The sequence below is a fragment of the Microcoleus sp. PH2017_05_CCC_O_A genome, assembly GCF_020738785.1.
Taxonomy (GTDB): Bacteria; Cyanobacteriota; Cyanobacteriia; order Cyanobacteriales; family Microcoleaceae; genus Microcoleus.
In genome coordinates, this window is record NZ_JAEQCB010000007.1 from 1 (window position 1) to 25,229 (window position 25,229).

Below are 25,229 nucleotides of genomic sequence, written 5' to 3' on the forward strand. Positions count from 1 at the left end.
GTAAGGCTAACACTGCATAATTTCAGCCCAAAAGCGTTTGGCTTCCAAGTTTTCACAACTGATAAAAAAATCCGACCCACATCTGCGGAATGTGGGCTTATATGTCCACTTAAAAGGTTTGGCCATTGTTTGATTAAAGTAGTTAATAAAATTGAGGATACGATTTTTCAGATCGTACTGACTGGTGAAACTTGCTCTTTTTAGTAACTTCCGTACCAAAATGCTGAACCAAATCTCTATTTGATTAAGCCACGAAGAATGTTTTGGTGTGTAATGGAAAACAATTTGATGTGTTGGGTCACTTAAAAAAACTGTCCGAGATTTCATAGATTGAAGTATACCGCTTTTCCCCTTAATACCAAGGTCGATATCTAAGCCTTCTTTTTCGGCGACAAAACGCACCAGTGATTCAGATTGGTGAGTATTCAGACAATCCATAATTAGATGCCATTTTTTGGCATCATGGTCAGTTTCAATGATGTGACGAATATTCAGTAAAAAATCAGATTCTGTTCTCGAATATCCGCAAGTTGGCTCGATTATCTTACCATTTGCAATATTGAAATTAGCGCTCAATGTCTGCGTACCATGACGAATATATTCAAACTCTCTTCTTGCAACTTTCCCGGGTCGCATTGGTAAGTCTTTTTCGAGACGCTCAACAGCTTGAATCCCTGTCATTTCATCAACTGATATAGTGTGTTCTCCATTTTGACTGCGTTCAATCGCAGTCAGATATAAGTTTGTAATATCTTTAACTTTTGCATCAAATTCTTCATCCACAGGGGGGGGTTAACCAGTAGCGCGAGGCGTGTGGTTTAATTTCTGCTTCTTCTAATAATCTGCCAACATGACGAACTGATATACTTTCAATAATGCCTTGTTTCATGATTTCCTCCGCCAGCTCTCTAGCTGAGAGAGTGACTTATTGGTCGTCCATAATCGGACGGTGAGGAACAGGCGAGTGCAAATAACTCGGTTACTTGTTCCATGCTAAATTTTACTGGTGCGCCAACACGCTCTTGATCTTGTAATTTTTGCAAAATCGATAAGTCTTTTCCCTCGCTCTCCAACCATCGGTTTCGCCCCTTCACGAGCCATCTGCCGGTTAATCCCTAGGCTTCGGGCTATTTCACGATGGTTTTGACCATCAGATGCCATGAGAATGATTTTGGCTCGTAGCACGATCTGTTGCGGCGTGTTGTGTTTCTTGCTCAACTGGTGAAGTTGATGACGCTCGTCATCGCTTAATTTTAAGGTTTTAGGCATTAATAAGGCCATATATGACTCCTTTATCACCTACTGAAACTGGTCTAAACTAACTATGTTATTCTACCACAAATATAGTCTGTTTACTTACGCCGAGCTGTACTAGTGCTGCTACGAAGTTGTCACAACAGTAGGAGCAATGTTCGCGCAATCGGCACAGTTGGATATCGGGTAAAATTCAAATCCTTTGACACACTGGGCTAACATGGCATCGATGGCATTTATCAGAACAGTTGAATATCGGGTAAAATTCAAGCCTTTTGACACCCCCATCCCCCCTGTTTTTAGGTGTTTGTGGCGATAGCTAGTACAGCACTTCCTGGTGTTATGAGGTACAATTAAGAATAGATTTAAAAAAATACACCAATGAAAGCATATTCAGTAGATTTGCGAGCCAAAATAGTAGCAGCCCATCTAGATCAGAAGCTGTCGATCAGAAAAACAGCAGAAATATTTGCTTGCAGTAAAAGCTTAGTTCAAAAACTGGTCAAGCAACAAAAAATAGAGGGGAATTTACAGCCGAAACCTAGGGGGAAACCGAGATACAGTCATTTGAATAATTCCACAGCTTCTTTGAGAGAAATAGTGGCAGCACATTCAGATGCAACTTTACTAGAATTGTGTGAGTTATTTGCCGAGAAGACCGGAAATTGGGTGGGAAGAACAGCCATGTGTAATGCCTTACAAAAGTTAGGATTAAATCGTAAAAAAAAAACAGTGAGAAGTAGCCAAGCTGGCACTGAAAGAGTCATGAAATTAAGGTTAGAGTATTGGGAAAAAGTCAAGCATATCGACCCAAAAAATCTAGTATTTTTAGATGAGACTGGAGTATTATTGGGTTGAACCAGAACTCATGCACGTTCACAACGAGGAACGAGAGCCTATGCGGTCAAACCTTTTTATCGAGGTCAAAAAGTCACAGTAATTGGTGCAATTAGTCTCACGCAAGTAGTGGCATTAATGACCATAGACAACTCGATGGATAGCCAAGTATTTGAGGTATTCGCCCTTGAAATTTTTAGTGCCACAATTGTGGTCGGGAGCAGTAGTAGTCATGGATAACTTACGAGCGCATAAAGTAGATTTAATTAAGCCTATGGTTGAAGCTGTGGGTGCTTCTATCTTGTGTTTGTCCCCATACTCACCTGACTTTAATCCAATTGAATTATGGTGGTCGCAACTCAAATCTTTATTGCGACGGTTTTCACCAACCACCACTAAAATGGTTGACACGATAATTGCTGTCGCTCTTGACTTGATGAATCCGAAACATCTTAAAAACTGGTTTACTAATTGCTGCTACTGTACCTCATAACACCCGGAAGTGCTGTATTACTAGACCAGCCGACAGCATTGCGCTTTCAAAGAATTGTCTCGACCTTAAAAGGTGCAACTCGTGACTCGGCTACCGTTACTCGAATATCCGAATAAGCCTGCAATTCGCTATCACTGGCTCCCCATTAACTGTATCAATCCGAGTGCACCTTGACCAAACCAATGCAGGAAAATCGATATAACTGAGCAAAAAAAATTAGCTAAAAATTGGGAGGAAAAAAGAGGAAAAAACAGCACATTTTTTACTCATTACACCTCCTATTTCCTACTTTTAGCCTCATTTTAAGTATAAATGCTTATTAGTTTTTGTAAAGAATTGTTGCTTTTGGCGTGATTTTCTGTACTCCGACACCTCTTGAATCCTCCTCAATCCTCCTCATTAGCGCGCTAGTCGCGTAGCAAGCCATGTCAAAATGGCGTACAAGAGTCGAATTTGAGCACTTTTTGCCAATTTAGGGTTTTTGCAAGACTGCGATGAGAACAGTTGGAAGTTGAAGTTAGCTCACGCACACTCTGGGCAGCCAAGGCGAGAAAGTTTAATGGGCAGTTTGGACTTTGACGCTCGCTGTACACTCGCTCGCGTGAGTCGATATTGAAGCCAAGAGCGAGCCAGTTGGTGTACAGGACAGCCGCCTTTACGATGGAGCGTCGCCGGGTACGACGCATTCGAGTTGGTGCAGTTCGGCATTGGCGGCGGATGCCTGACGCGATCGCGCCGAGCTATTCTGTTTGCGATTTTGCAGCCAGTAAAGATGTCGATGCTCGCTGTGACGATCGTTCGTCCGACAGCGAGCATCGAGCTTGGACTTAACTCGCCATGAGAGCCGATCGCTTTTGCTTGTAGGTCGGGTTGATGCCAGCAAATCCAACATCGACCATAGCTTTATCAGTCACAAAGATAGCTAGGAGTCGAAAGTTGGATATTGGCAGTTTAGATTTCAACAGAGCACAAGCGTGAGCAAGTGACTCTAGGGTAAGAGCATCTCAATCAGGCTTGACACAAGCACTCTTTGAATCTGCATCATATAGTCATCATTCATCGCCGCTCGGTTCTTTTTTTGTCGCAAACTACGTCGGAGAGCCGTTTCTTGATTGATGGCATTAAGTGCCATTCGTCTTAGAAAAGCCAAATTTTGAGGACTGTTGAACGACCGAATGCGGCACTGGTCTTCATTAAAAGTAACATCTAACGTCCAATGCACTTGGTTTTCAATGCCCCAATGTTGACGAATAGCACGACCATTCCGCTTTAGCATCTACTGGTAAAGAACTTAGGTAAAACTGCACAGGAGTGAGTGGTTTTGTTCCACAGATGACGAACTCTTTCGACGAGCGCAATAGTGCACCTTACGCCACAGATAGTCTAAAAATTCCTCAGTTGCGTAAGTCGTATCAATTTTTAAAGCTGTAAAAGCTAATCCAGTTCGATGTCCTGGATGCGCTGTTTATACTGTTGGTTATTTTGTTTGTGAGTTTGCTGTTCTTGCTCAATTAATTGTATCCAGATATCATTCCAACTTGACTGTGGACTGACAAGTTCTGCATCCGGTAGCAGCGCGCTCGCATTTCGAGCAAGCTGAGAATTTTCGGCGATCGCTATAATAACGCTATCGAGTTCTTGTAAGAATTGTATAGGCAGTTGTGAAGCTCGTTCAAATCCTAGGTAAAGTGTCGCTGGTGCTGTTGTAGAGTTATCCTGTTCAATAAGCAAAATTGAAAGGGCTTCGATTGGGTTACATGCAATCACAGCTCGCTCGATTTCTCCAGTAGTAGCTACCCAGAAAGCAGCTTCAGATGACAGGGGATGGGTTGTAGTAAAGTTGCCCAATTCCTCTAGGACAAAAGCGAACCGGGCTTCCCCCTCAAGCGTCCGTCCTGTAAAGACAGCCTTTTCTGAGCCGGCATACAGCCAAGAATGAGAGTGCAATTTTTCAAGCAATTCTAAAGGTAAACTGTACTCGACAGCTAGATGCGAGCGCACTTTTTGCCACTGAGTTTCATTCCTTTCAGGCAGGATTGACAGTTGTAACTCTAACTCATTTGGTGTTGCACTCGTTGCAGGTGCGGTTGTTTCTAGCTCAGATTGTGACAGCTCTAACTCATTTGCTGTTGCACTCGTTGCAGGTGCGCCTGCTACTAACTCGAATTGTGACGACTCTAGCTCATTTTCCTCTGCCTCACTGGGGGCGATAGCTAAGTGTTGTGGCTGCATTAAAGCCTCAATTAGGGCGTTATCTCGCCCTTTGTCATAGCTAACGCCTCGATGCTTCTGCAATCCAAAAAAAGTGTAGGCTTTACCCAACTGAGTGCCACTTAAAGCGACTCCATCTAAATTGTAAGAAATGCCTTTACTGAAGCCAGTTCGAGTCAATCCGACTTGCACCTCTACGCCTTGTTGCTGCAATCGCTCAACAAATTCTGGCATACTTGGGTTGTTGTCTTGGGTAACTTCATCAATTAGGTCTTGCAATTGCGCCCTGACGCTCTTGTTTCCCTTGCTTTTTAATTGCCTGTGTTCTCCTGTAGTCTGAGCTCGCTTGTCTGTTTCCCAACTGGGTGTAACAGTTTCCAGGTTGTAGTTCCGTTCAAGCTGGCGAATAGTTTCTTGGCTTTTATAATAGTCCCAGCTATCGTCAACAACACCTCCATCTAGGCAAATGCGACTGGCGACGATGTGGATGTGGTCGTGTTCTGTATCGCTGTGCTTGACAACTGCGTACTGGTTGTTGTCAAATTCCATCGCTTTCATGTAGTTGGCTGCGATCGCCAGCCAGCGCTGGTCATTTTCTTCAAAATCTTCTAGTTTTTCGGTGCTTGCGACAGATAAAGTGGCGTGAAAAACTGCTACTTTCAGGTTAGGTCTTAGTTGTCGGGCGATGCCAAATTCAGCAGCGAGTTCTTCAGGAGTTTGTCCGCACATAGTACCGCCAATTAGAGCGGCATCTTTTTTGCCCAGCACGTAGTTCAGACAGCCCCGAAAGCCTGTACCTTTGATTTGTTTGCCAATCATAACCGAAAAACCGTCAGTTTCACAGAATCGATTGCTCAGGCGGTAAAGCCGAGCCTTGTTAATAATTAGCGTACTGTAGATTTGGCGAGGTTTGCAACTATTGATTTAATTGCATTTTGGTTTTCTCGAATGAGTTGCTGTACGCTTTCTAAGAGTCCTGTATTGACAACAACGGGTTCTCCCAATGCCACAGCACTATTGCAAGCTTTAGTAAGTTGATTGAGGTTGTTTCCTGCAATTCTCAATTGGGCATCAATCTTGCATAACACTTGATAGACTTTTAAGTCAAATGCAGCTAGAGGGCGCGGTATGGCTCTCCTCAAAGCTGCACGGCGCATGAAGTCGCTCATGCTCAAATTGACTAGCGAGGCTCTTGCTTTAATTTGATTGTAGTCAGAGTCAGTTAGGCGAATGTGAATATGGTTGGATAGCAGCTCTCTAGGTTTGACTTCCGATAAAGTTTTCATAGTTTTTAATCAGTAAAAACCTCTTGCCAAGATACAAGTTAACAACTGTAATTTAAAACCGCTAATCAGGTGATTTTATCCCCTCCAATTGGAGAGGGCTATTAGAGGGTTTATCAAAGTAGAGACTGACCCCTACCGAACTCTAACTTAATTTAATTTGTTGCTAGAAATTATAGCGAGTGAGACGATCGCATGGGAAGGACGATTAAACGTCTGACAGCGATGGCTGGTTAACAAGAGAGCGATGGCTGGTTAACAAGAGAGCGAGCAATGCGAGCGATCGCTACCCAAGTGCGATGGGAAAGTTGCGGCAATTGATGCTTGTGCTGCCACAAAAGCCGCTACAACAGCAGGAGCAATGTGAGCAATCGGCACAGTCCAAGAGCGGGTAAAAATCAAGCTACTTAACACCTATGATGCCCCATTCATAAGGGTGCATTATTTTTTGTCAGCACGCATTAGTCAGGGTTTGCGATCGCAAAACCATTGCTTGCTACCGAGAGAGAACAGCCATAACCAGCCTCAACAGGTCAAGACACGAACAGCACAAAAAAGCAGTAATTTGGCATAAAATTGCAGGCATTTGCAGGATATTTACAGGCATTTGCAGGTAAAGTGCAGCCCCTGCAAATACCTGTATCTCACTGATTTTATACTGCAAACGCCTGACTTTATACTGCAAATGCCTGATTTTAACGCTCCACAACAATTAGCTATTTTTTAGCGTTTTTAACAACAAGTGAATTGATTAAATAGTCAAGTTGTGGCTTGGTAAGTTGAATTAAAAATGGTTCTTCCTTACTTACTATGCTAAATAAATAGTCAAATTAGTAAATAAATATAAATAAATGTATAAAATAGTCAGTCAAGTCCCTACCAGACTTGACATCTAGGTTGGTTTAATTGTTAACTCTATCAGGGGTACCAATATTTTTTAGATAAAATCATAGTTATGGCTACAAAAAACAGAACTAAAGTTCTAACAGAAATCCTGAATATAGAAGGAATTAAAGTAATCTCGCAGAGTCAACAACCGGGAATTGGAATAATGTTACAGGTTGACTCAATATCCAAAGAAAGTCATTGCCATCGTTGCGGGACAAAAAGTCATAGATTACATCAAAACCATCGATATGTAGTGAAAGATTTATCATGGGGAGAAAAACCAGTATTTTTAGAAATCAACAGACGACAGTTTAAATGTAAAAAATGTGGAAAACCGTTTAGCGAAAAGTTAGATTTTGTCATAAATCGAAGAACTTATACAAAAAGACTGGCGGCTCAAACAATCCAAGAAGTTTTAAAAAGCGATATTCACAGTGTGGCAAAAAAAGGGGTAGTAACAACAGAAGAAATAGAAAGAATGTTAGAGGATGCATCATTACAATTATCCTCAAAACCATCGGCACTCAAAAAACTAGGAATTGATGAAATAGCCTTAATTAAAGGTCAAGGAAATTACTGTGCTGTATTAATAGATTTAGAGACATCTAAATTAATCACAATTATTCCCGGAAGAACGCAAGTAGACATCAAGAAAGTCCTTATTTCATGGGGTACAGAGGTCTTAGAACAGATAGAAGAAGTTAGTATAGATTTGTGGATTGGTTACAAAACCCTCGTCATGGATCTCATGCCAAATGTTCAGGTAGTAGCCGACAGATTTCATGTGAGAGTACAAGTAAACAAGGAGTTAGATACACAGAAAAAACGCGAAAAAAGACAGGCAAGAAATTTAGAAAAAACCACCAAGTTACGCTCAAAAAAAGCAGAATGTCAACAATTTCTAGAGGGATTAAACAAAAGCAAATATTGCTTATTGAAAAATGAACAAGACTTAACTGAACAGCAAAAAATTAAGCTAATGCAAGTGAAAAATGTATGCCCTACCCTCAAAATAATGCATGAATTAAAAGAAGATTTTAGACAAATTTTTGAGGAAACAACAAATTGGTTAAAGGCATTATTTGAACTTGGACAATGGCACCAAAGAGCCAAAAAATATTTTCCCTATAGCGGGAACACTATTATCCATTGGCTTGATGAAATTATTGCTTACTTTGATAATAGGACAACAAGTGGTGTTGTTGAGGGTATCAACAACAAGCTCAAGTTAATAAAACGTTCTGCGTATGGCTTTAGGAATTTCGATAATTACAAAAATAGATGCTTGCTTAGTTGGCATTTTAATTGTTAGTTTAGCATAATAAGTAAGGAAGAGCCTTAAAAATCAAATTTCAGAAGTGCGAAAAAATTGGCAGCGTAGCCGCCGTTATGTCAGCCTTGACAGTCGCATAAATTGCTGTTGCGGACTCGCGCTTTGCAATCGGCTAAACTGTTGTTGTCTGATAAAGCTTGACAGTCGGCTAAAGATTTATTCCCTGACTTGGTTTACAGCAGTCGGTCGGTTTACAGTAGTCGCTCGACTCCCACCTATTAATGGCGGTTATAATTCACCTCCTGATTAATACAAGCAGCAATCTCTAGGCGTAAAGAGCGATCGCTAATACATTCCCACAAAAAAATAGTTTGCCGTCCCTGTCCCATACCTTACCGCTCTTATTGAGGCATTTGGGCTTCAGTAGCCACTCGCGAGTCGTTCCTTATTCCATATCAATAAGGTTTGAACTGCGGGTAAGCAATATGCTCAATATTGATGGGGGGTGGATATTTTTTGTCTGCACGCATTAGTCACGGTTTGTGATCACAAAACCATTGCTTGCTACTAACAAAGAACAGCCATAATCGACCTCAACAAACCAATGCACGCTCGACCCAAAAAAGCAGCAATTTGACGGAAAAATTCAGGTGTTTGCCGGACATTTTCGGGTAAAAACAGGTAGAGTGCAGCCCCTGCAAATACCTGAATCTCACTGATTTTGTACAGCTTTCCGCCTGATTTTATACGGCACTTGCCTGACTTTAGGGCGCACAAAAATTAGCTAATTTTTTTGGTGGTGGCTTCGCTCGACGGTGCGAGTCGCGAACAGATAAGTCTGCTGGCGGGCGATCGAGCTTTCACATCAACCCGATCGCCTGGTTGATTCCGTGTCAGTACGAAGAAATCAAAAAACGGGGCAACGAGCGGCACTCCGCTTGAACCGGGCAAGTTCTGCCTCGCCGACAACTGCCACAACATCGGCTGTTGTGACTTTTCCGGCGTCGATCCCCTCCACAAAAACCGCCACAACAACAGGAGCAATGTGAGCAATCGGCACAGCCGAATATCGGGTAAAAATCAAGCGCCTTGATACCTAAGATTCCCCATTCATAAGGGTGCATCGTTTTTGTTTGTGTACGTAAAAGTCTGGTTTGTGATCACAAAAACATTGCTTGCTACTGAGAGAGAACAACTATAAGCAGTCCCAACAAGCAAACGCACGAACAGCACAAAAAAGCAGCAGTTTGACCGACAAATTCAGGCATTTGCAGGATATTTTCAGGTAAATACAGGTAGAGTGCAGTCCCTGCAAATACCTGCAAATACCTGATTTTGTACTGCTTTCCGCCTGACTTTATACTGCAAATGCCTGACTTTAGGACACACAAAAATTAGCTATTTTTTAGCCTTTTTAACAACAAGTGAATTGATTAAATAGTCAAGTTACAGTATCTAAATTGAATGAAAAATCAAGTTTACGAAGTCTGAGAAAAGTGGCAGGCAGCTAAAATTTTAGAAGCGATTTTGTAGCATAGCAGCCGTTATGCAAGCAATAAAGTTGAGGCTGGCATGTCTGGCTTTTGGGCTCCGTTGAGGCTGAAAACGAGTGTGAGGCTGACCTCGGTAATAAGGCAAAATGTTGTTGTCTGGCTAACCCGACAATCAATCGACTAAAATGTTGTTGTCTCGCAGAGCTTGACAAGCGATGATAAATAAACTTAGTTGGTACTTCCGATGTGCGGCCCAACCCCTCCTACCATAGCTTGACGAGCCTGACTGACAGCATTAGAAAGAATCTGAGCAGCTTGCTCAATCTCTAAAGATGTTGTAAATTTACCAACACCTATACGCAACGCTCCTTCTATCGCCGACTCTGGCAAACACATAGCTTGCAGGACATGAGAGGGAGCCTCGACGCCCGATGAGCAGGCTGCGCCAGTGGAGATAGCTAATTGAGAACGGACTCTGGCAATGATCGCAGTATTCGGAACGTCAGGGATAGAAATGTGGAGATTGCCAGCTAAACGACCAGAGATATTTCCATTAACAACTAAACCGGGAATTTTTTCCAGCAGCAAATTCTGCAATTTGTCCCTCAGAGCAGCGATTGCCCTCTCATCCTCGAACATTTCCAACTGACGTAGGCGGCAAGCTTCCCCTAATCCAACAATACCAGGAACATTAAGAGTTCCTGACCTCAACCCCTTTTTATGCCAGCCACCCAAAAAATTTGACTCTAGGTGATATCCTTTCCTGACTATTAATGCTCCAGAACCTTTAGGTCCATAGAGTTTATGCGCCGATATCGCCAAGTAAGTAATTCCCCACTCTTCAAAATTAATTGGTATTTTTCCCACAGCTTGGGAAGCATCGCACAGAAAAGGAATACCGTATTTTTGAGCAACTTTTCCCACTTCTCGGAGCGGATAAATATTACCAATTTCGTTGTTAGCTGCCATAACGCACAGCAGGGACACCCCCGACGCACAAACCTGTTCAAGATGCTCTAGGCAAAGCCTGCCTTTTGAGTCAACGCGGAGCACTAAAACTTCAGCTAATCCTTTTTTCTCTAAGGCATAACATGGATCTAAAACAGCTTTGTGTTCAACAGGCAATATAGCAACCCGAAATTGTGTTTGAGAACTGTTTTCAGCAGTTATGCTGCCTTGAATTGCCAGGTTGATGCTTTGAGTAGCTCCCGAAGTGAAAATTACTTCTTTAGGTGAAGCTCCAACTAATTTAGCAATATGCCTTGCAGCCTGGGACACAGCTCTTTCCGCGTCATCACCATAAGTATGGTCAATACTGCTGGGATTACCGAATGCTGTTGTCATGTAATGCAACATCAAATTGGCAACCCGATTATCCACGGGAGTTGTTGAATGATAATCGAGATATATGGAATAAGTTTGAGTTTGTATATCTTTCACGCTTCTAGTTTTCTAATATTTTCACGTTTGAGTAAGGGTTATAAGAAAATTAAAGGGTACAATGATGCTTCTTAAAAATCCTAATCTGTTCTCCTAAGTTTTAGGTGATAATAAAAATAAAATTTTCTGTGCCCCGCGCCGGGAAGCTTGCGTGAGCGAGACGCTCACACTACCGCTCCCACCACAAATCTAGGAGAGCCCCCTAATCTTAGACCCGTTTTTAGTGCAGAGTCTTTTTGGCACACCCGACTACTTGCTGCCCTCAGTTTTTAGGAGAGTAAGTTAGCAGAGTAAGGATGTTGCAAAGTTGGCATCTGATCGCTGGGCAGCTATTTGGGTGGCAAAGTTTGCTTGGGGCATCTTTCGTTAAGGCTACTAAGTACCCACTATCTTTTAAAATAAAGCATTAAGTGCGTGGATGTAACCCTTGGCCAAGACAATAGGTTTTTACCAAAACTTCAACCTCGATCTGAAACGTCTCAGCACGGCTTTACAGTGCGTGCAGGCTCAGTCTGAACAGGGCCATGATGCCTTAGCTCAGTGTATGGGTGTTAATCGCCCCGTTGCCGAGGGTTTTTCGGCATGGCTACGTCATACGGGTTTGGCAACCCTTCACTCTGGCGAACAGCGACAGCGGACACTAACCTACGAACTAACATCCTTTGGTCAATTGGCTAGTAAATACGATCCAACTCTGACCGACTTGGGGACGCAGTGGGTACTGCATTATTACCTGTCCACCAAACACACTGAGTGTTCTGAGGCATGGCGCATTCTCATTAATGAATTCCTCTCACCCGGTTTGACCTTCACTCCTGAGCAATTTAGTTCCTATTTTGCCAGCGTCATGGGTGAAGTTAATAATCGTTCCGCTCTCAGCAAAGATCCTTCTTGTGCTCTCAGTACCTACATTCGTCCCCAAGGATTGAGCAAATTGGGGATTTTAATCAAGCAAAAAACCACCCTGAGCGTAGGTTCTCCCAATTGGCCGCACATCCTAGTAGTGGGTTATCTCTTGTGTGACTGGTGGCATCGCCACTACAATCATACGAATACCCTGCGTTTCGTGCAGTTGTGCAAAGAGGAAGGTAGTCTTGGGCATCTGTGTCAAACGGATGACCGACAGATCCGGCAGTTCGTGGGTGAACTGGCGGGCCTTGGCTATTTAAGCTTTTCTGAAACGCAACACGAGCCAGTTAACCGACTCTATCTCGATTCACCGCAAACCTTGCTAGAACGTTACTACAAACAACAATGAACTTTGAAGAGCTCGTTCTGGCCCTTGAAGAGCGCATTCGCTTTGTCTGTCGAGAACAAGCTCGATATCGAGTTTTGTGGGTTGTCGGGAAGCCTCATTCTGGCAAGACGTTGCTCAGCCGTACCGTCTGTCAGCGCACTAGCTGGAGATACATAGATTTCACCCTCGAACCTGGTTTTTTAGACAGTTTGACTGGACGCGAAGAAAGTTATCACCCCGAAAATTTTTTGGAAACTATAAAAAAGTTGATAGATAACAAAGTAGCACCTGAAATAGTCGCCATTGACGAGATCGAATCCTTGTTAAGTTTGTGGAATTGGGAACAGCAAGAGGTATTTTTTAAGCAGGTAGGGCGTGCTACTCGTTTGCCGACAGGTGTCGTCTTAGTGACTCGAAAACGCACAGCTCAACAATTATTAAAAATCTTACCTGGAATGAATTACCACATATTTGAAATGCCTGAAGAGGTGCAGCTATGACACGAAAAATGCGGGAGTTAGTCGAGGTTCAAGGTGGATTTAAACCCTCTGTACAACTGCCTGCTGATTTTTTTGACGAGCAACTTAACCGGCACTTCGTTGAAAGCTACATTCCCACTCAAGAGATTCTTGATATCTTTATGAGTCTTCGAGATAGTCTGCAACCCAATTCGGAGAAACGCGCCCGCTCGTTCGTTGGTACTTACGGCACCGGGAAATCTGACCTGATGCTGATGATTGCTAATTATGTGACTCGTGGGCCGGAGGAACCACTTTTAGCTCCTTTTTTTGAACGGTTGCACCATCTCAATCACGCCAAAGCTGAAGCTATATACAACGCTCGTCTGGGAAAACCGCCGTTTTTGCTGGTGCTGCTGCAAGCTGACACTGCTGTTACTTTCAGCAGTTTTGTATTGACTGGCTTAGCTGATTCTCTTAAGGCTCAAAGTTTAGAAGATTTGTTGGCAAATACTTATTATCAAGCCGCTTTGAAGCAGATTGAAGAATGGGAAGTGGGTTATCCTGAAACAATTAAGCGGTTGTCAGAAGTTTTGGGAAAGGATTATGGTCGCACCTTAAATCAACTAAAGTCTGGCTTGAAAAGTTTGCGAGGTGACTCAGCTTTGGATGTGTTTCGTCCTGCTGCACAGATAGCTTCCGGTACGCCATTTCAGCCTACTGCTGTTATCCAAAGACCATCGGAAGCTTTTGCTGAGGTGGCAAAAAAGATTGTAGCAAACGGTAAGTATAGTGGCATTTTTGTGATTGCGGACGAGTTTACTCATTTGCTTCAGAAACTAGGAGAGTCATCAACGGCAGCCGATAGCAAGGGCATCGATAATTTAGCAGAAGCAGCCGTCCGTTCGAGAGAAAATCAACTTCATTTTTATGTGGTTAGCTTGCAAAGTTTTGCTAGCGCTCAGGGCAGTACCCAGGTGGCACAAGCGGCATTAGAACGCAGTGGAGGACGTTTTAGCCAACATGAACTGCGCTCTCTAAACACGGAAGAATTGATTAGTGCGTCTATTGCTAAACTCATATCTCCAGATCGTCTGTTCGACAATGCGGAAAAACAACGAGATGACTTACTCACACTAGCTATGAATTTATGGGGCAGTCGTGCTACTGGAAAAACCGACCGTGAATGGGTGCAAAAGACGATAGTTCAAGGGTGTTTTCCATTGCATCCTCTAGCCACTTATTGCTTGTCGCGATTGAATGCAGTCCTGGCACAAAACGAACGGACAATGTTTAGTTTTATCTGGGATGCAGAGGGCGGGTTAAAGCATTTCATCCAAGAAGCAAATGGTGATGCTTCCAATGGTTGGATATCGTTATTATCGCTCGATAAGTTATTTGGATATTTTGAGAGCAACTTGACAGAAAAGCGTCCTGATTTACTAAAAGCGTATCAAGATGCCAGCCAAACTCTTTCAGCGCAACAAATAGAAAGGGGTATAGAAGGGCGTTTACTGCGTGCATTGGTGATGTTGGATGTGGCTAGCGGCGATGCTAATTTGCGTGCCGATCGCGAATTACTACGCCACGCCCTCAGTTTATCTACTTCAAAAATGTCAGAAGTAGCTGCTGCACTTAGTCAACTAGAACAAGTTGGGATTGCTTATCCTTCGCAAAGCGGACATTACCAATTAGTTAAACCTGGGCGTGCAAATCCGCTACAATTGCGGAGTCAGATTGACCGTAAGGCTCAAGGAGATAATAGGCAATCGCCTATTATCTTACTCAATAGTCTTCACAAGCCTACTGATGTTGAGGCGCAAGATTACAACAAAGAGCGTAAAAGCGCTCGCCATCTCATTACCCGATTTGTTAGCCCTGCGGAACTCTCAAGTTCAGCAGGGCTAACCCAATCTCTAGAAGAAAATGATGGCTTATTGTGGTATGTGGTTGCTGCCTCGGAGTTAGAGTTAGAGCAGGCACGTTCCACAGCTTTGCAATTAACCCGTCAGTATGACCAGTTGGTTGTAGCTGTACCCCGCAATCCTACTGATTTAATTATACGATTCCAGCGCAAACGAGCTTTGGAAGAATTGCGAGAAAGTGAAAACTATAAAACTTCCGACTATCAGGAACTTCTCATCGATTCTGGGTTAATAGGAAAAGACTATCTTACAGCGTTTCAGCAGGCCTTGCAATTGTTTGAGCAACCTTCAAAGTTTGAGTGGTTTCGGGGCGCACGCACTGTAACAGTCAATACGCCCGGTCATCTCAACTTGCTGGCAACAGCAGTTATGAACGATGTCTTCTCGAAGACACCAATGCACAGACAGAGCCAGCACCTCAAATCCAATGGTAAGTCGAAATTTTTAGAAAATGCCCTTGATAAAATTTTACAAGCTCAATGCCAACTTCCTGATAAAAGAGGATCTAAAAGAACAGCAGAAGAGGTGATTCTTATAGATGGTGCTTGTGAATTAGGACTTCTTCATCATGTCAAGAAAGAAGGTGGATATGATACCTATGAAGTCTGCGTACCAACTCGTCTGAAAAAAAATAGCAATGAGATCTGGCTTTTGTTAGAGGAGCGATTGCGTCAAAATACTCCTTGGTCAGAGATAGTTGCTACGCTAGCCCGTCGCCCTTACGGGTTATATCCCTCAGTTTTACAACTGTTTATCGCAGCTTTCTATCGTTACAATCGAGACTATTTAGAAATTTACACTACAACAGCATCGGGCAGTAGCGGTAGTGCATTGGCACAACAACCTATTGATGCGATCGGTAAAACAATTGTAGAGATGGTCGAGTCACCCGCAAAGTTTGTGGTGCGTTACCAGCCTTTGACGGAGACTCAGCGTCTGTTTCTCCGGGGATTAGCGGAACGCGCTTTATATCCAGATCGGGGTCAGGTTCGTAACCAACCTGGGGAAACCGCTTCTTTCCGCAACCAAATTGCAGCACTACTCCGAAAATGGACAAACGACATTTGCCCTGTAGCCCGACAAGCTTCTGAGGTTGAACTAGCCAGCATCCTAAAAGATATTACCTCAGAGACTATTTCTGCATCCGTAGCACTAATGAAAGTAGCCTCTCTGCCTACCATTTCAGAAACGGCAGAGGCTTTACTCAATAGTCTGCCGATTGATTTAGGACTTCATTCTGATAGTTCGCAATGGACTGAGACAGAACTCGATGAAACTTTGACAATGCTAGAAAATACTTGCCAGCAATTGAGCAAAGTTGGGAAAAAATTTAAGGCTTACATGGCCTGGCAAATTAGTCAGGTTTTTGGGGTGACTGAGTGGCGAAATGATTGGAATGATACATTGACAGCAGCACAGAAATGGCGGGCTGAATTAGTGGGTGGATTAAGGCCTACCGATTTAGCAGGGAATCCAGCAGCCCGTGACCTTTTGTATGTCCTTGATGACCCCTATAGTTTTGAACAGGCTTTTTTAAATGCACTGGCATCTCGATGGGGACTGCTACCTTTTGACGGGTGGCCGGCAATTAGTACCAGAGATGAATATCTGCAACGTCTGTCTGAAGCAAAAGCTACTGCGGAAGCAAAAGCAGAAGAGTTGAGAGGGTCATTACCAATAACTCCTACACCCTCTACAATTGCTACAAACTCGCCAGTTCACCCAACAAAAAGCCCTGCGAATTTAAAAAGCTCAAAAACTGCTACAAGTAGCCCTGCTTCTACAAAATCGGGCAGCCTAGCCAAAAGCTCTGCAACTGGCCCAACCACCACAGCTAGGGGTACAACCAACTATTCCACTACCACCAAAAAAACTCTAACTAGAGCATCTGAGTCTTCATCTATAGGTGATGCAAGTGTTGTCAAAGAACTCAATAATGGTGCTGATACTAATGGTGCGGTAGATCGAGCATTTACCCAAATCCAGACAATTTTTGAAAGTATTTCTCCGCAAGAACAGGATGCTTTGTGGCAGCGATTGAAGGAGAAGTACGATCCGCAATGATTACTATTTACTGTGATTTTTACTGCACGCAGCCGATTGAAACAGATAACTACACTTGGGTTGTCAACAAAATTCAAGATTATATTCCTTTAAGACAGCGTTTGCGTCGCGCCCTAGACGCTCAAGATCGGGATTACACTGTTTATGTACAGTCTCGCATTCTAGCTCAGTGGCTAGAGGATATGCGTGACTATGATTTGCAGGTTGTGCGTTGGGAAGAGATCGATTTGCGAGATCGCTTTCGACAAAAGTTTGACTTTTCATTCCCTGCTGAACTAGACGAAGCTGCTATTCAAGATTTGCAGCTACTCAATCTACCAAAGCCTGATTTTGCAGCGGCAACTGACCCCTCTGGCTGGATTATAGATCAACTCATCGATCCGATTTGGAGAACCACGAATTTATATCAAGGTCATTTAGCCGATTTATCAGTATGGGCTGTACAGAAAGGGCAAATTCCAGTGTCATTAATGACACTGGCAAAAGCCAGATTAAATGAATGGATAGAGGCTGATAATCGCTATAATATTTTTATTGAATGTATGGGGCAAGATAGCTGGCAACAGGCTGGGGAGGCAGTTCTTCTGCGTTGGGCTTTAAAAGCTTATCCGAGCAGTTTTACTCTTCGTCAGAAATTTGAATGTGCCTCAATAGAAGACTGCGATCGCCATCTTAACTTATGCCGGGATTTGTTGAGGAAATATGAAGCAGATTTAAAGTGCTTCTGGAGTTCGTGGCTGGCCAAAAACCCAACTTCAGAAGAGATGATAGTAGCTGTTAAAGGGATGTCTGGACTAGCTGATGTTGAACTAAGTATTGTCGAGCAATGGGCACAACAAAATATAAGCCTGCTAACTCTTCCAATTATTGACCTCATTAGGCATCAATTTTCTCTCTTTTCAGAAGCTAGGAATGTGTTAAGACGACTGGAATCCCTTGTTTGTCCGTCTTTGCCTCAGATACCGGATGAGAGTTGGTCTACCGAGGAATGGCTTAATTGGGCGACGGTTGAATATATGCCATACTTTAGTTGGGTAATTCGCAACCGTCAACCCCGTGACCCTCAAATTGATTTAGCTAATCGTTTTGCGGATTGGCTGGTCGGGAAATATCCTGAATTACCATTTAATCCCAATGCTTCAATTGTCACGAATCAGCTAAGCAGAATTCAAGGATTAATTGACTCCAAGCAAGCAGATGTTGTATTGTGGTTTATTGTTGATGGTTTGACTTGGTGGCAAGGCAAGAGACTTTCGGCTATTTGTGCGGAGAATGGTATGGGAGTCACAGAAATACGTCCAACCTTGTCAGGATTGCCTTCAGTGACATCTATTTCTAAGCGAGCTATCGTGCAGGGATATTTTGACAAAACGAACACAAACAAGCCGATTTCACAGCTTTTGAAAACTAGGCTTGGTTGTGAAAAAGTGAGTGTTTTTGTGTACACCCAACCATCAGATATGGAAAGGGCATTCGTAGCAGATGCCAAACCAGGTATCTATGCTTTACTTTACAATGCCCTCGATGAGCAAAACCACCACAGCAGCAGTTTCACTGATGATGAGAGTGTTGACGGTCATCTAAACCTGATAGCACGTTTAGCTAATCAAAGTTTTCAGCAATGTCTCAAGCAAGGTTTCAAAGCAGTAGGTTTTGTGATTAGCGATCACGGTAGTACGCTTTTACCACCTCAATGCTCTGTCAAAAAAGTTCCTAAATTTGCTTTTGAATTTAATGATGATAACACCCATGAAAACACTACGCAAAGCATTTATCAAGGAACACGATGTTGTGCTATTGATAAAACCCTATCAGCCGATGATCTGCGCTATCTTGAGCAGGATTGGTATTATCTCTCAAAAGACGCATACAATCTGCCTTACGATTTTCTCATTCCAAAAAGTTACGTCGCAGTAGAACGCAGACCCGGCGGCTGGACGCACGGTGGCGCAACTCCTGAAGAGACAGTTGTTGCTTGCATTGAATTACAGCCGACACCCATTCAGGTCGTAAAACCTATTATCGAGGTGGAGGGATACTTGACAGCAACTCGGGCGAGTATCCTGCGGGTGACGCTGGTAAATCCTAACTCAGTTCCCTTGAAAACAGTTAGACTAACATTGGCAGGCACTCAAGCAACCTGGAATACAATACCAGCAGATTCAGATTCTTCTATTGCAGAACTCAAGATTTCCGCAGTAAATAGTAAAGGTCGTTCTGAACTCCTAGAGTGGTTACTTAATTGCGAGCTCGGGGGGCAAAGTTTGCAATTCAGCGGTCAAATGGAAGTGCCTATTAAGCGTTTCCAAGTTAGCCAAGTAGATGAGTTATTCGACAATATTTGATAATAGTTTATAAAATAAATTATTTGCTTATATTTATTAGTTTTTTTTTGGAGTAACAATGACACTGACATTTGAAGATATCGGACTCCACTACTACAGCGAAGTTTGTGTAAATAAAGGCTTGGTACGCAAGGCTGGGCTGGGCTTACGCAGTATTCCTGCCTATGTCAGTGAGTGGATTGTATCCCGCCATGTTTCAGACGGTAATCTAGATGACTCAGCGCGTCAGCAGATGCAGGATTTTATTAACAAACATCTGCCATCCAAAGACCAAAAGGAGCGCCTAAAAGCCAATTTACAGCAAGGCAATTCACTTTTAATTCTGGATGAGTACAGTGTCGAAGTTAACTTGCAAACTAACGATTTAATTTTAAAAATACCTTGCTTAGATGAAAAAAAAGCAGGGGTTAAATCTCACATTATTGAAACCTATCCGCTGTTGTTGGGAAGCGGTGTTTGGGGTGTAGGAAAACTAGAATATGAACCGCCTGATGAAGTTATGCGCCTGCCGGGGCGAATTCACATGGTTGATTTTCGTCCGATGCAAGCTGCTAGTATTGATTTAGAGCTTTTTTGCGAGCAGCGGAAGCATTTTACTTTGGCTGAGTGGCGGGATTTGTTAGTAAGCAGTATGGGTTACAATCCTAATTTTTATTCGCCTGAACAGCAAATGTTATTAATTACGCGCTTGATTCCTATTGTTCAAGAGCGTGTCAATTTAATTGAGTTAGCTCCGAAGGGGACTGGCAAATCTTTTGTCTACCTAAATCTATCGCGTTATGTGCGTTTAATATCAGGTGGAAAAGTTACGGCGGCGGTGTTATTCCACAATAATGCTACTAATCAATCAGGTCTGTTGACGCAATTTAATGTAGTTGTTTTTGACGAGGCGCAAACGCTTTCTTTTGATAATCCTGGTGAGATTATTGGTGTGCTTAAAGATTATTTAGAATCGGGACGTTTTTCACGGGGGGGTAAGCAGCAATCTTCTGCTACGGCGGGTATTGTTATGTTGGCTAATATTCCCTTAGATGCTGATGGACAGCCCAAGTTCAGCAATCTTTTTTTGAATTTGCCTGATTTTTTGCGGGAGACTGCTTTTATCGATCGCATTCACGGTATCCTACCGGGTTGGAAGTTGCCCAGAATTCAAGACACGGCCATTTCTAATCATGTTGGATTTAAGGCGGATTTTTTAGGGGAAGTTCTTCACGGTCTGCGCGACCGGGCCGGTTATACTGAATATGTGACGACTTATGGGCAAATTTTGGGAACGAAGGATGTGCGCGATCGTAATGCCATTGAGCGATTAGCTGCTGGTTATCTTAAGCTTTTATTCCCCGACTTGCAGTTAAGTCACGATGAGTTAGTGGAATTTTGTTTACGGCCAGCGGCTTCTCTGCGGCAAACTGTCCGCGATCAACTTGCTGAATTAGATCCTGAGTATAAGCGAATTATGATAGAAGTGGCGTAATTCAACTGACACTCCTCTTTGTCTGATATTTATTTACAATTAAGTCAGCCAAGCATTGAGACGCTCCCAAAGAATGTCACAGATACGCTCAGTTCTCTTGTCTACAAAAGACTTATCCCATCGCCCTGTTGCTCCTAGTTGAACAATAGGCAAAATGTGATGTTTGTGCGATGTATTCTTTAACAGCTCAATTGTGTTTTTTTTCAAATTCACCCCATTTTTTTCGGCTTCCTGCTTTAAAGCGATCAAATTATTAGGATCTGTTTCCGCTAAATGCCGATAGTAAATCCATTTTTCTATCAACCGTTTATTGCCGGCCGAACTATTAATTTCTCCAGGGAGTAGGGTTAAGTTGCCAATTTGCTCATAGTCATCATCGTTTCCATATAGAGCCGTGTCCCAATCATTTCCTGATGATAGTTCGGGTTTTTGAGGTGCTACGTGTTCAATACTCTTGAAATCGCTAGAGATCCATTGATTCGGTTCTAAATATGATGGAGATGAGCCAGATGTGCCAATTTTCATCAAACCTGGATGTGTTGGATCTGAAATTGTGTCGTGTGCTGTGACAAAGAGTGCAAATCTGCAAACTGTTTTTGCATTATCGTATTTTAGATACTGCGTTGCCTTATTCTTCCAGTCATTTTTACTCCCTATTCCTTTCTCGTTAAGGATATTCGTGAAGTAGGCCTTGAGATTAGTGACAGTCAGCGCCGTATTACCTTTTTCCCATGACATTTGCTCGCGAAGCAACTTTCTATATACGTCATCAAGACCTGTGTTCGGCAACGCTGACCGCCAAAGCGTGAAGAAAGCTGCAACAGCTTTACAAGCATAAACGAACTCGTTATCTGCATTAGGTTCTTCGCGTATAACAAGAGCGTAGAAGCGACTCACGATTGCGTTTGCCATTTTGTGTCCTGCATCTTTAAGGTACAAGATACAGAGGGCTGCCTGTTTTCTATGTGGCTCGGATACTTTCTCTGTTTTAGGTATAGCCGTAAGTTGATTCGGCTCGAAATTGACTGCTTTCACTAAATATGTAGCGAGGTCGCCCATCCTGCGGATGAACTCTTCTCGCTCTGCCATAGATTTACATCCGTTGTACCTTTCAGTTAACCATTTTCTCTGTGCGCTAAACTGGGTAGGTAGTTTTGTGCCATCGTGTGTCAAGGCAAATAGGGTGAGATAGTCGTTTGTAAGCTTATTTTTACTGGAAGCGCTGCGTGCAGAACTTAGCAGTTCGTCCACTTGCTCGAAATAATCTTCAGATTTTGAGCCTTTGAATCCTGCACTATTTGAGCTAACAAAATTGACCACTAATGGCTTAAAGGTTTCAAGTGCCGTTAGCGGTGTTCCTGTAGCATTGAGCGATTGAAACATATCAAACGCCCAATCCTCTGAAACTGGCTCATTCAATGTAAAACAGCAGCGTTGAAGCAGGTAATGACAAAAGGCAAAAAGCTGTACGAGAGAACATACTTGCTTTTCAAGAGGAGAGATAGGGTTACTACGATGCTCAACTATAGATATCAACTCTGGCCGTTCGTAGCTCCATAAGTCTACTTGAGACATTTTGGTTAGTATTTCCCAAGCGGGAGGAAATTCTTCATCATCTGAATCTGGTTCGTAGGCTTTTTCGACATCTTTCAGCCATGAGTTCATTTTCCTAATGTTTTTTCCGAATGAGGAACCTGTTGGCGGAAGCTGTGGGAATTCTGATTTCTCTGTAATAGCGCGGATAAAAGATGCTAGAAAATACGAAACTTGAGATTTGTAGTTGTTGTTGTCCTCTCCATCAAAAGTCCATCCATCGACTGCGCCACGAATGATTATTGGTTTTCGAGGGGGTGAACCTCGTCGCAGGTCAACCGAAAAGATTTCCCGAAGAGTTGCTAAATAGCTATCAATGGCTTCCTTTAAACCATCAGTATTGGTATCGTTAGGCAATTTTTTACGGATTTGTTCTAATCGTTGGTAAAGCAGACAAGCTAGCAAAGTAATTGTTGATATTCTCTGTTGTCCATCAATTACGTTGTAAATTGTAGGTGGTAATGCTTTCCGATCTTGGGGATTAATATTGACAAAAGGATTAGATTCTTTAACAAGAATAACTGTTCCGAGAAAATGTATATTCTTGTCATTGCTGAGAAGAGCATCAACTCCACGGCAGATATCAGACATTAACTGGTCGATATTTTCTGTATCCCAGCTATAGGGTCGCTGATACAAGGGAATATAGTATCCAACTCCAGGACGCTGAAAGAAATCAGATATCGTCTCGCTTGAAGTGATAAAAGCCTGGGATATATCGACGCTCATGTTTCCTCTTCCTAGAAATTTAATCCGTGTCCTTGATAATTTTTAAGAAAATTTATAAATTAGTTGTTAACGAATTGATAATTTATAAATGACAAGCCAAGCAAGGTAGAGCATCATCTTCCTCATCCAAAACTGAATCTAGCACCTCAGCAAGAGACTGCTTCTTCCCGGCTAATTTTTTTTGCTCCCTAGCCATTGCTCTCTTATGTTGAGCAATAATCTCATCTTTACGCTCAAGTAGTTCGAGCAACGTCTCACCCTCATTCCATGTGTATTGTCTGCCATCCTTGTGTTCCTGCTCATACTTAAGTGCCTCAGCAAATTTATCTGGATGTTCTTCTGCCAACATCACCCATTCATATTTACGCTGGAAGAAACAGAAAAAACAACCAGATCTGCTCCGCCAGCGGTAGTAGTCTGGCAGTCCAATTCCGGTATCTTCAAGTAAACCAATGATATCTGCTTTAACCAACCCTCGTTCCTTAAATGGAAAGACAGGTTTAATATTTTTCTTAGTGGAGATATACCCATCACGATTTTCGTCTGCCCGGATGCCAACATAGCTGATGGCTTCATCATCACCTACAAACTGCTCCAGAGGCTTAATCTTCATTTGCACCGTACACCAGCGCATCTTGGGTGAAGGAAGTGTCCCTCCATAGACATCAAGCCAATGATCGAACCCCCGCTCTGCTGCGAGGTAATGGATTTTGATGCCTAGACGCGCCTTGATCCGATCGAGATATTCGTAGGTTTCTGGCAGTTCCTTGTGCGTGTCGCAGAAGAAATATTCCATCTGTGGAATCTCCTTATGCAGCAAGACAGCCAAGGCTGTACTGTCCTTCCCCCCCGATAGGCCCAAAATATGTCTCACTGATTTTTCACTCATACTCTCGATTTTGACGCTTTGAGAGCATCAAAGCAATACCGTCCTGAATAAAATCAAGCGATCGCACCGCCAACCATCGGCTAAATAGGCGTTATTTTTCAGAACCTACTTCCGTTATTTTTAGAGTCATAACAGCTAAAAGCCTTGTAAATTCGTAACACACCCCTGGAATAATTGGCTCAATGCCCAAATTAACTTCCGCTATTTTCCGAAAGCGATTCCCTTATTTTGAAGCAAGCAGAGATCCACTCCTCCACCAGTGTGTAATTGCGGACTCTTGCCCCAGAACCCACCAAAACCGGATAGATCAAACCACCAGCAGTCCACTCTTGCAGCCATTCGCGGGCCGTCTTGTCCGAAACCCCAAACCAGGACGCAACATCTGAAACGCCGATAACAAAGGGGTTTTCGACTCCATCCAAAACTCTTGCCAAAAGTCGCGTGAGGAGTTGCTGAGAGCGACGTGGCAATTCTTCCCAGGGTAGGGCATCAGGAGAAGCGCCTTGATAAAGAGACTTAGCTTTAGCTTGCAGTTCATCGGCTGCACGGGCCATCGTCTCAACAAAATAAAGCAACCAGGGCGTGTGGTCAGGGTCGTGACGGCCTTCGTAGAAGTTCACCGGCAGCCCCATCTGCAAAGAACGGTAATAGCGATCGCGATCGGCATTAAAATACTCGTCAAAGGAGAAAAACCCCCGCATTCGGTAGCCGGAACGCCACAGTTCAGCAGTAGCCAACAGCCGCCCCGTGCGACCGTTCCCGTCATTAAATGGGTGGATGCTGAGGAAGCGGTGCGTGAGAATAGCCGCACGGATAGGGGCTGACAATTCGGCGGCGGCTGTTGAAGATAGCCAATCGACTAATTCCCCCATCAACACAGGTACGTCCCCCGGTTCAGGTGGCCCGTAATCGATCGCCCGCGTGACTGTATCCACCACAGGGCATTCTGTAATGCGATACTCGCTTTTGCTACCCCGCCGCCCGCGACCGCGCACGATGACTATTCGGTGCAGTTCTTTGATAAATGCTTCTGTAATCGGGGTTTGGGCTTCTGCGAATTCTTCAACGCGGTCAAGCGCCCGCCAATAATTGCGGACTTCTTGTTCGGCATCACTTCCCGTGCGATCGCTCCGAGCGATCGCCCGTCGCACCGCCACTTCATCCAAGGGATTACCCTCAATTTGAGTCGAGCTGCGCGTACTTCTTTGCAAAGCATCGTGGCGCAGGCGTAGAGTCGTATCAGGTGGCAGCGGTAACACCTCGATGACAGCCCGCGCACCCTCGATGACTCCCAAATGCCTCACCAGATCGTGACTATATGAGAAGCGGGGAACAAAACTCAT

General features: G+C 43.4%; 19 protein-coding genes and 1 pseudogene. 8 read left to right on the forward strand and 12 right to left on the reverse strand.

All coding sequences use genetic code 11. The features are described from left to right. Nucleotides 1–6: 6 nt before the first annotated feature. Nucleotides 7–783, reverse strand: a complete 777-nt coding sequence (locus JGK20_RS02505) for a transposase (protein WP_293229207.1) — start codon at nt 781–783, stop codon at nt 7–9. A gap of 210 nt (nt 784–993) precedes the next feature. Then, on the reverse strand, nt 994–1,281 hold the full coding sequence (locus JGK20_RS02510; RefSeq protein WP_293229210.1) for a helix-turn-helix domain-containing protein: 288 nt from the start codon (nt 1,279–1,281) through the stop codon (nt 994–996). 354 nt (nt 1,282–1,635) lie between these two features. Between JGK20_RS02510 and JGK20_RS02515 the strand changes: the two genes are divergently transcribed. Together JGK20_RS02515 and JGK20_RS02520 are read left to right on the forward strand one after the other, a co-directional pair. Next, nucleotides 1,636–2,112: a helix-turn-helix domain-containing protein gene (locus tag JGK20_RS02515; RefSeq protein WP_293229213.1), complete on the forward strand. Its 477-nt coding sequence runs from the start codon at nt 1,636–1,638 to the stop codon at nt 2,110–2,112. 211 nt (nt 2,113–2,323) lie between these two features. Next, entirely contained in the window at nt 2,324–2,584 is a 261-nt protein-coding gene (locus tag JGK20_RS02520) for a transposase (RefSeq protein WP_293229216.1), read from the forward strand. 655 nt (nt 2,585–3,239) lie between these two features. Here JGK20_RS02520 and JGK20_RS02525 read toward each other — a convergent pair. The 5 genes and pseudogenes from JGK20_RS02525 to JGK20_RS02545 form a co-directional block, all read right to left on the reverse strand. After that, nucleotides 3,240–3,467, reverse strand: coding sequence for a hypothetical protein (locus JGK20_RS02525; protein ID WP_293229218.1), 228 nt, complete (start codon nt 3,465–3,467; stop codon nt 3,240–3,242). Between the two features lie 105 nt (nt 3,468–3,572). Then, nucleotides 3,573–3,950: pseudogene (locus JGK20_RS02530) on the reverse strand (ISAs1 family transposase); the annotation flags it as partial. A gap of 68 nt (nt 3,951–4,018) precedes the next feature. Beyond that, nucleotides 4,019–5,614 (reverse strand): relaxase/mobilization nuclease domain-containing protein, encoded by a 1,596-nt coding sequence (locus tag JGK20_RS02535; protein WP_293229221.1) that lies wholly within the window; start codon nt 5,612–5,614, stop codon nt 4,019–4,021. 65 nt (nt 5,615–5,679) lie between these two features. Further along, nucleotides 5,680–6,081: a plasmid mobilization relaxosome protein MobC gene (gene mobC / locus JGK20_RS02540; protein ID WP_293229223.1), complete on the reverse strand. Its 402-nt coding sequence runs from the start codon at nt 6,079–6,081 to the stop codon at nt 5,680–5,682. A gap of 252 nt (nt 6,082–6,333) precedes the next feature. Further along, entirely contained in the window at nt 6,334–6,492 is a 159-nt protein-coding gene (locus JGK20_RS02545) for a hypothetical protein (protein WP_293229225.1), read from the reverse strand. 541 nt (nt 6,493–7,033) lie between these two features. On the opposite strand from JGK20_RS02545, the gene JGK20_RS02550 reads away from it, so the two are divergent. Next, the gene (locus JGK20_RS02550) at nt 7,034–8,278 is read left to right on the forward strand and encodes an ISL3 family transposase (protein ID WP_293229228.1); all 1,245 of its coding nucleotides are present in this window, start codon (nt 7,034–7,036) and stop codon (nt 8,276–8,278) included. Between the two features lie 741 nt (nt 8,279–9,019). Here JGK20_RS02550 and JGK20_RS02555 read toward each other — a convergent pair. Continuing rightward, nucleotides 9,020–9,292, reverse strand: a complete 273-nt coding sequence (locus tag JGK20_RS02555; protein WP_293229231.1) for a hypothetical protein — start codon at nt 9,290–9,292, stop codon at nt 9,020–9,022. A 668-nt stretch (nt 9,293–9,960) separates the two neighbouring features. Beyond that, on the reverse strand, nt 9,961–11,172 hold the full coding sequence (locus JGK20_RS02560) for a cysteine desulfurase family protein (RefSeq protein WP_293229233.1): 1,212 nt from the start codon (nt 11,170–11,172) through the stop codon (nt 9,961–9,963). Nucleotides 11,173–11,599: 427 nt separating this feature from the next. Here JGK20_RS02560 and JGK20_RS02565 point away from each other — a divergent pair, with 427 nt between their 5' ends. From JGK20_RS02565 to brxL, 5 genes are read left to right on the forward strand one after another with little or no spacing between them, the layout of a single operon-like run. Further along, complete coding sequence (locus tag JGK20_RS02565; protein WP_293229235.1) at nt 11,600–12,430, forward strand: DUF4007 family protein; 831 nt, start codon at nt 11,600–11,602, stop codon at nt 12,428–12,430. After that, nucleotides 12,427–12,909, forward strand: a complete 483-nt coding sequence (locus JGK20_RS02570; protein ID WP_293229237.1) for an AAA family ATPase — start codon at nt 12,427–12,429, stop codon at nt 12,907–12,909. Before JGK20_RS02565 ends, JGK20_RS02570 begins: the two co-directional genes overlap by 4 nt. Next, nucleotides 12,906–16,856, forward strand: coding sequence for a hypothetical protein (locus tag JGK20_RS02575; RefSeq protein WP_293229240.1), 3,951 nt, complete (start codon nt 12,906–12,908; stop codon nt 16,854–16,856). Before JGK20_RS02570 ends, JGK20_RS02575 begins: the two co-directional genes overlap by 4 nt. Further along, complete coding sequence (locus tag JGK20_RS02580) at nt 16,853–19,201, forward strand: hypothetical protein (protein WP_293229242.1); 2,349 nt, start codon at nt 16,853–16,855, stop codon at nt 19,199–19,201. Before JGK20_RS02575 ends, JGK20_RS02580 begins: the two co-directional genes overlap by 4 nt. 58 nt (nt 19,202–19,259) lie before the next feature. Further along, nucleotides 19,260–20,675, forward strand: coding sequence for a BREX system Lon protease-like protein BrxL (gene brxL / locus JGK20_RS02585; RefSeq protein ID WP_293229244.1), 1,416 nt, complete (start codon nt 19,260–19,262; stop codon nt 20,673–20,675). A gap of 39 nt (nt 20,676–20,714) precedes the next feature. Here brxL and JGK20_RS02590 read toward each other — a convergent pair whose 3' ends face one another. The 3 genes from JGK20_RS02590 to JGK20_RS02600 all read right to left on the reverse strand — a co-directional run bounded on the left by JGK20_RS02590 (nt 20,715) and on the right by JGK20_RS02600 (nt 25,229). Then, nucleotides 20,715–22,997 (reverse strand): DUF262 domain-containing HNH endonuclease family protein, encoded by a 2,283-nt coding sequence (locus JGK20_RS02590; RefSeq protein ID WP_293229247.1) that lies wholly within the window; start codon nt 22,995–22,997, stop codon nt 20,715–20,717. A gap of 82 nt (nt 22,998–23,079) precedes the next feature. After that, nucleotides 23,080–23,886 carry a phosphoadenosine phosphosulfate reductase family protein gene (locus JGK20_RS02595; protein ID WP_293229249.1) on the reverse strand — a complete coding sequence of 269 codons (807 nt, stop codon included), beginning with the start codon at nt 23,884–23,886 and terminating at the stop codon, nt 23,080–23,082. A 191-nt stretch (nt 23,887–24,077) separates the two neighbouring features. Beyond that, nucleotides 24,078–25,229 carry a Fic family protein gene (locus JGK20_RS02600; RefSeq protein ID WP_293229252.1) on the reverse strand — a complete coding sequence of 384 codons (1,152 nt, stop codon included), beginning with the start codon at nt 25,227–25,229 and terminating at the stop codon, nt 24,078–24,080.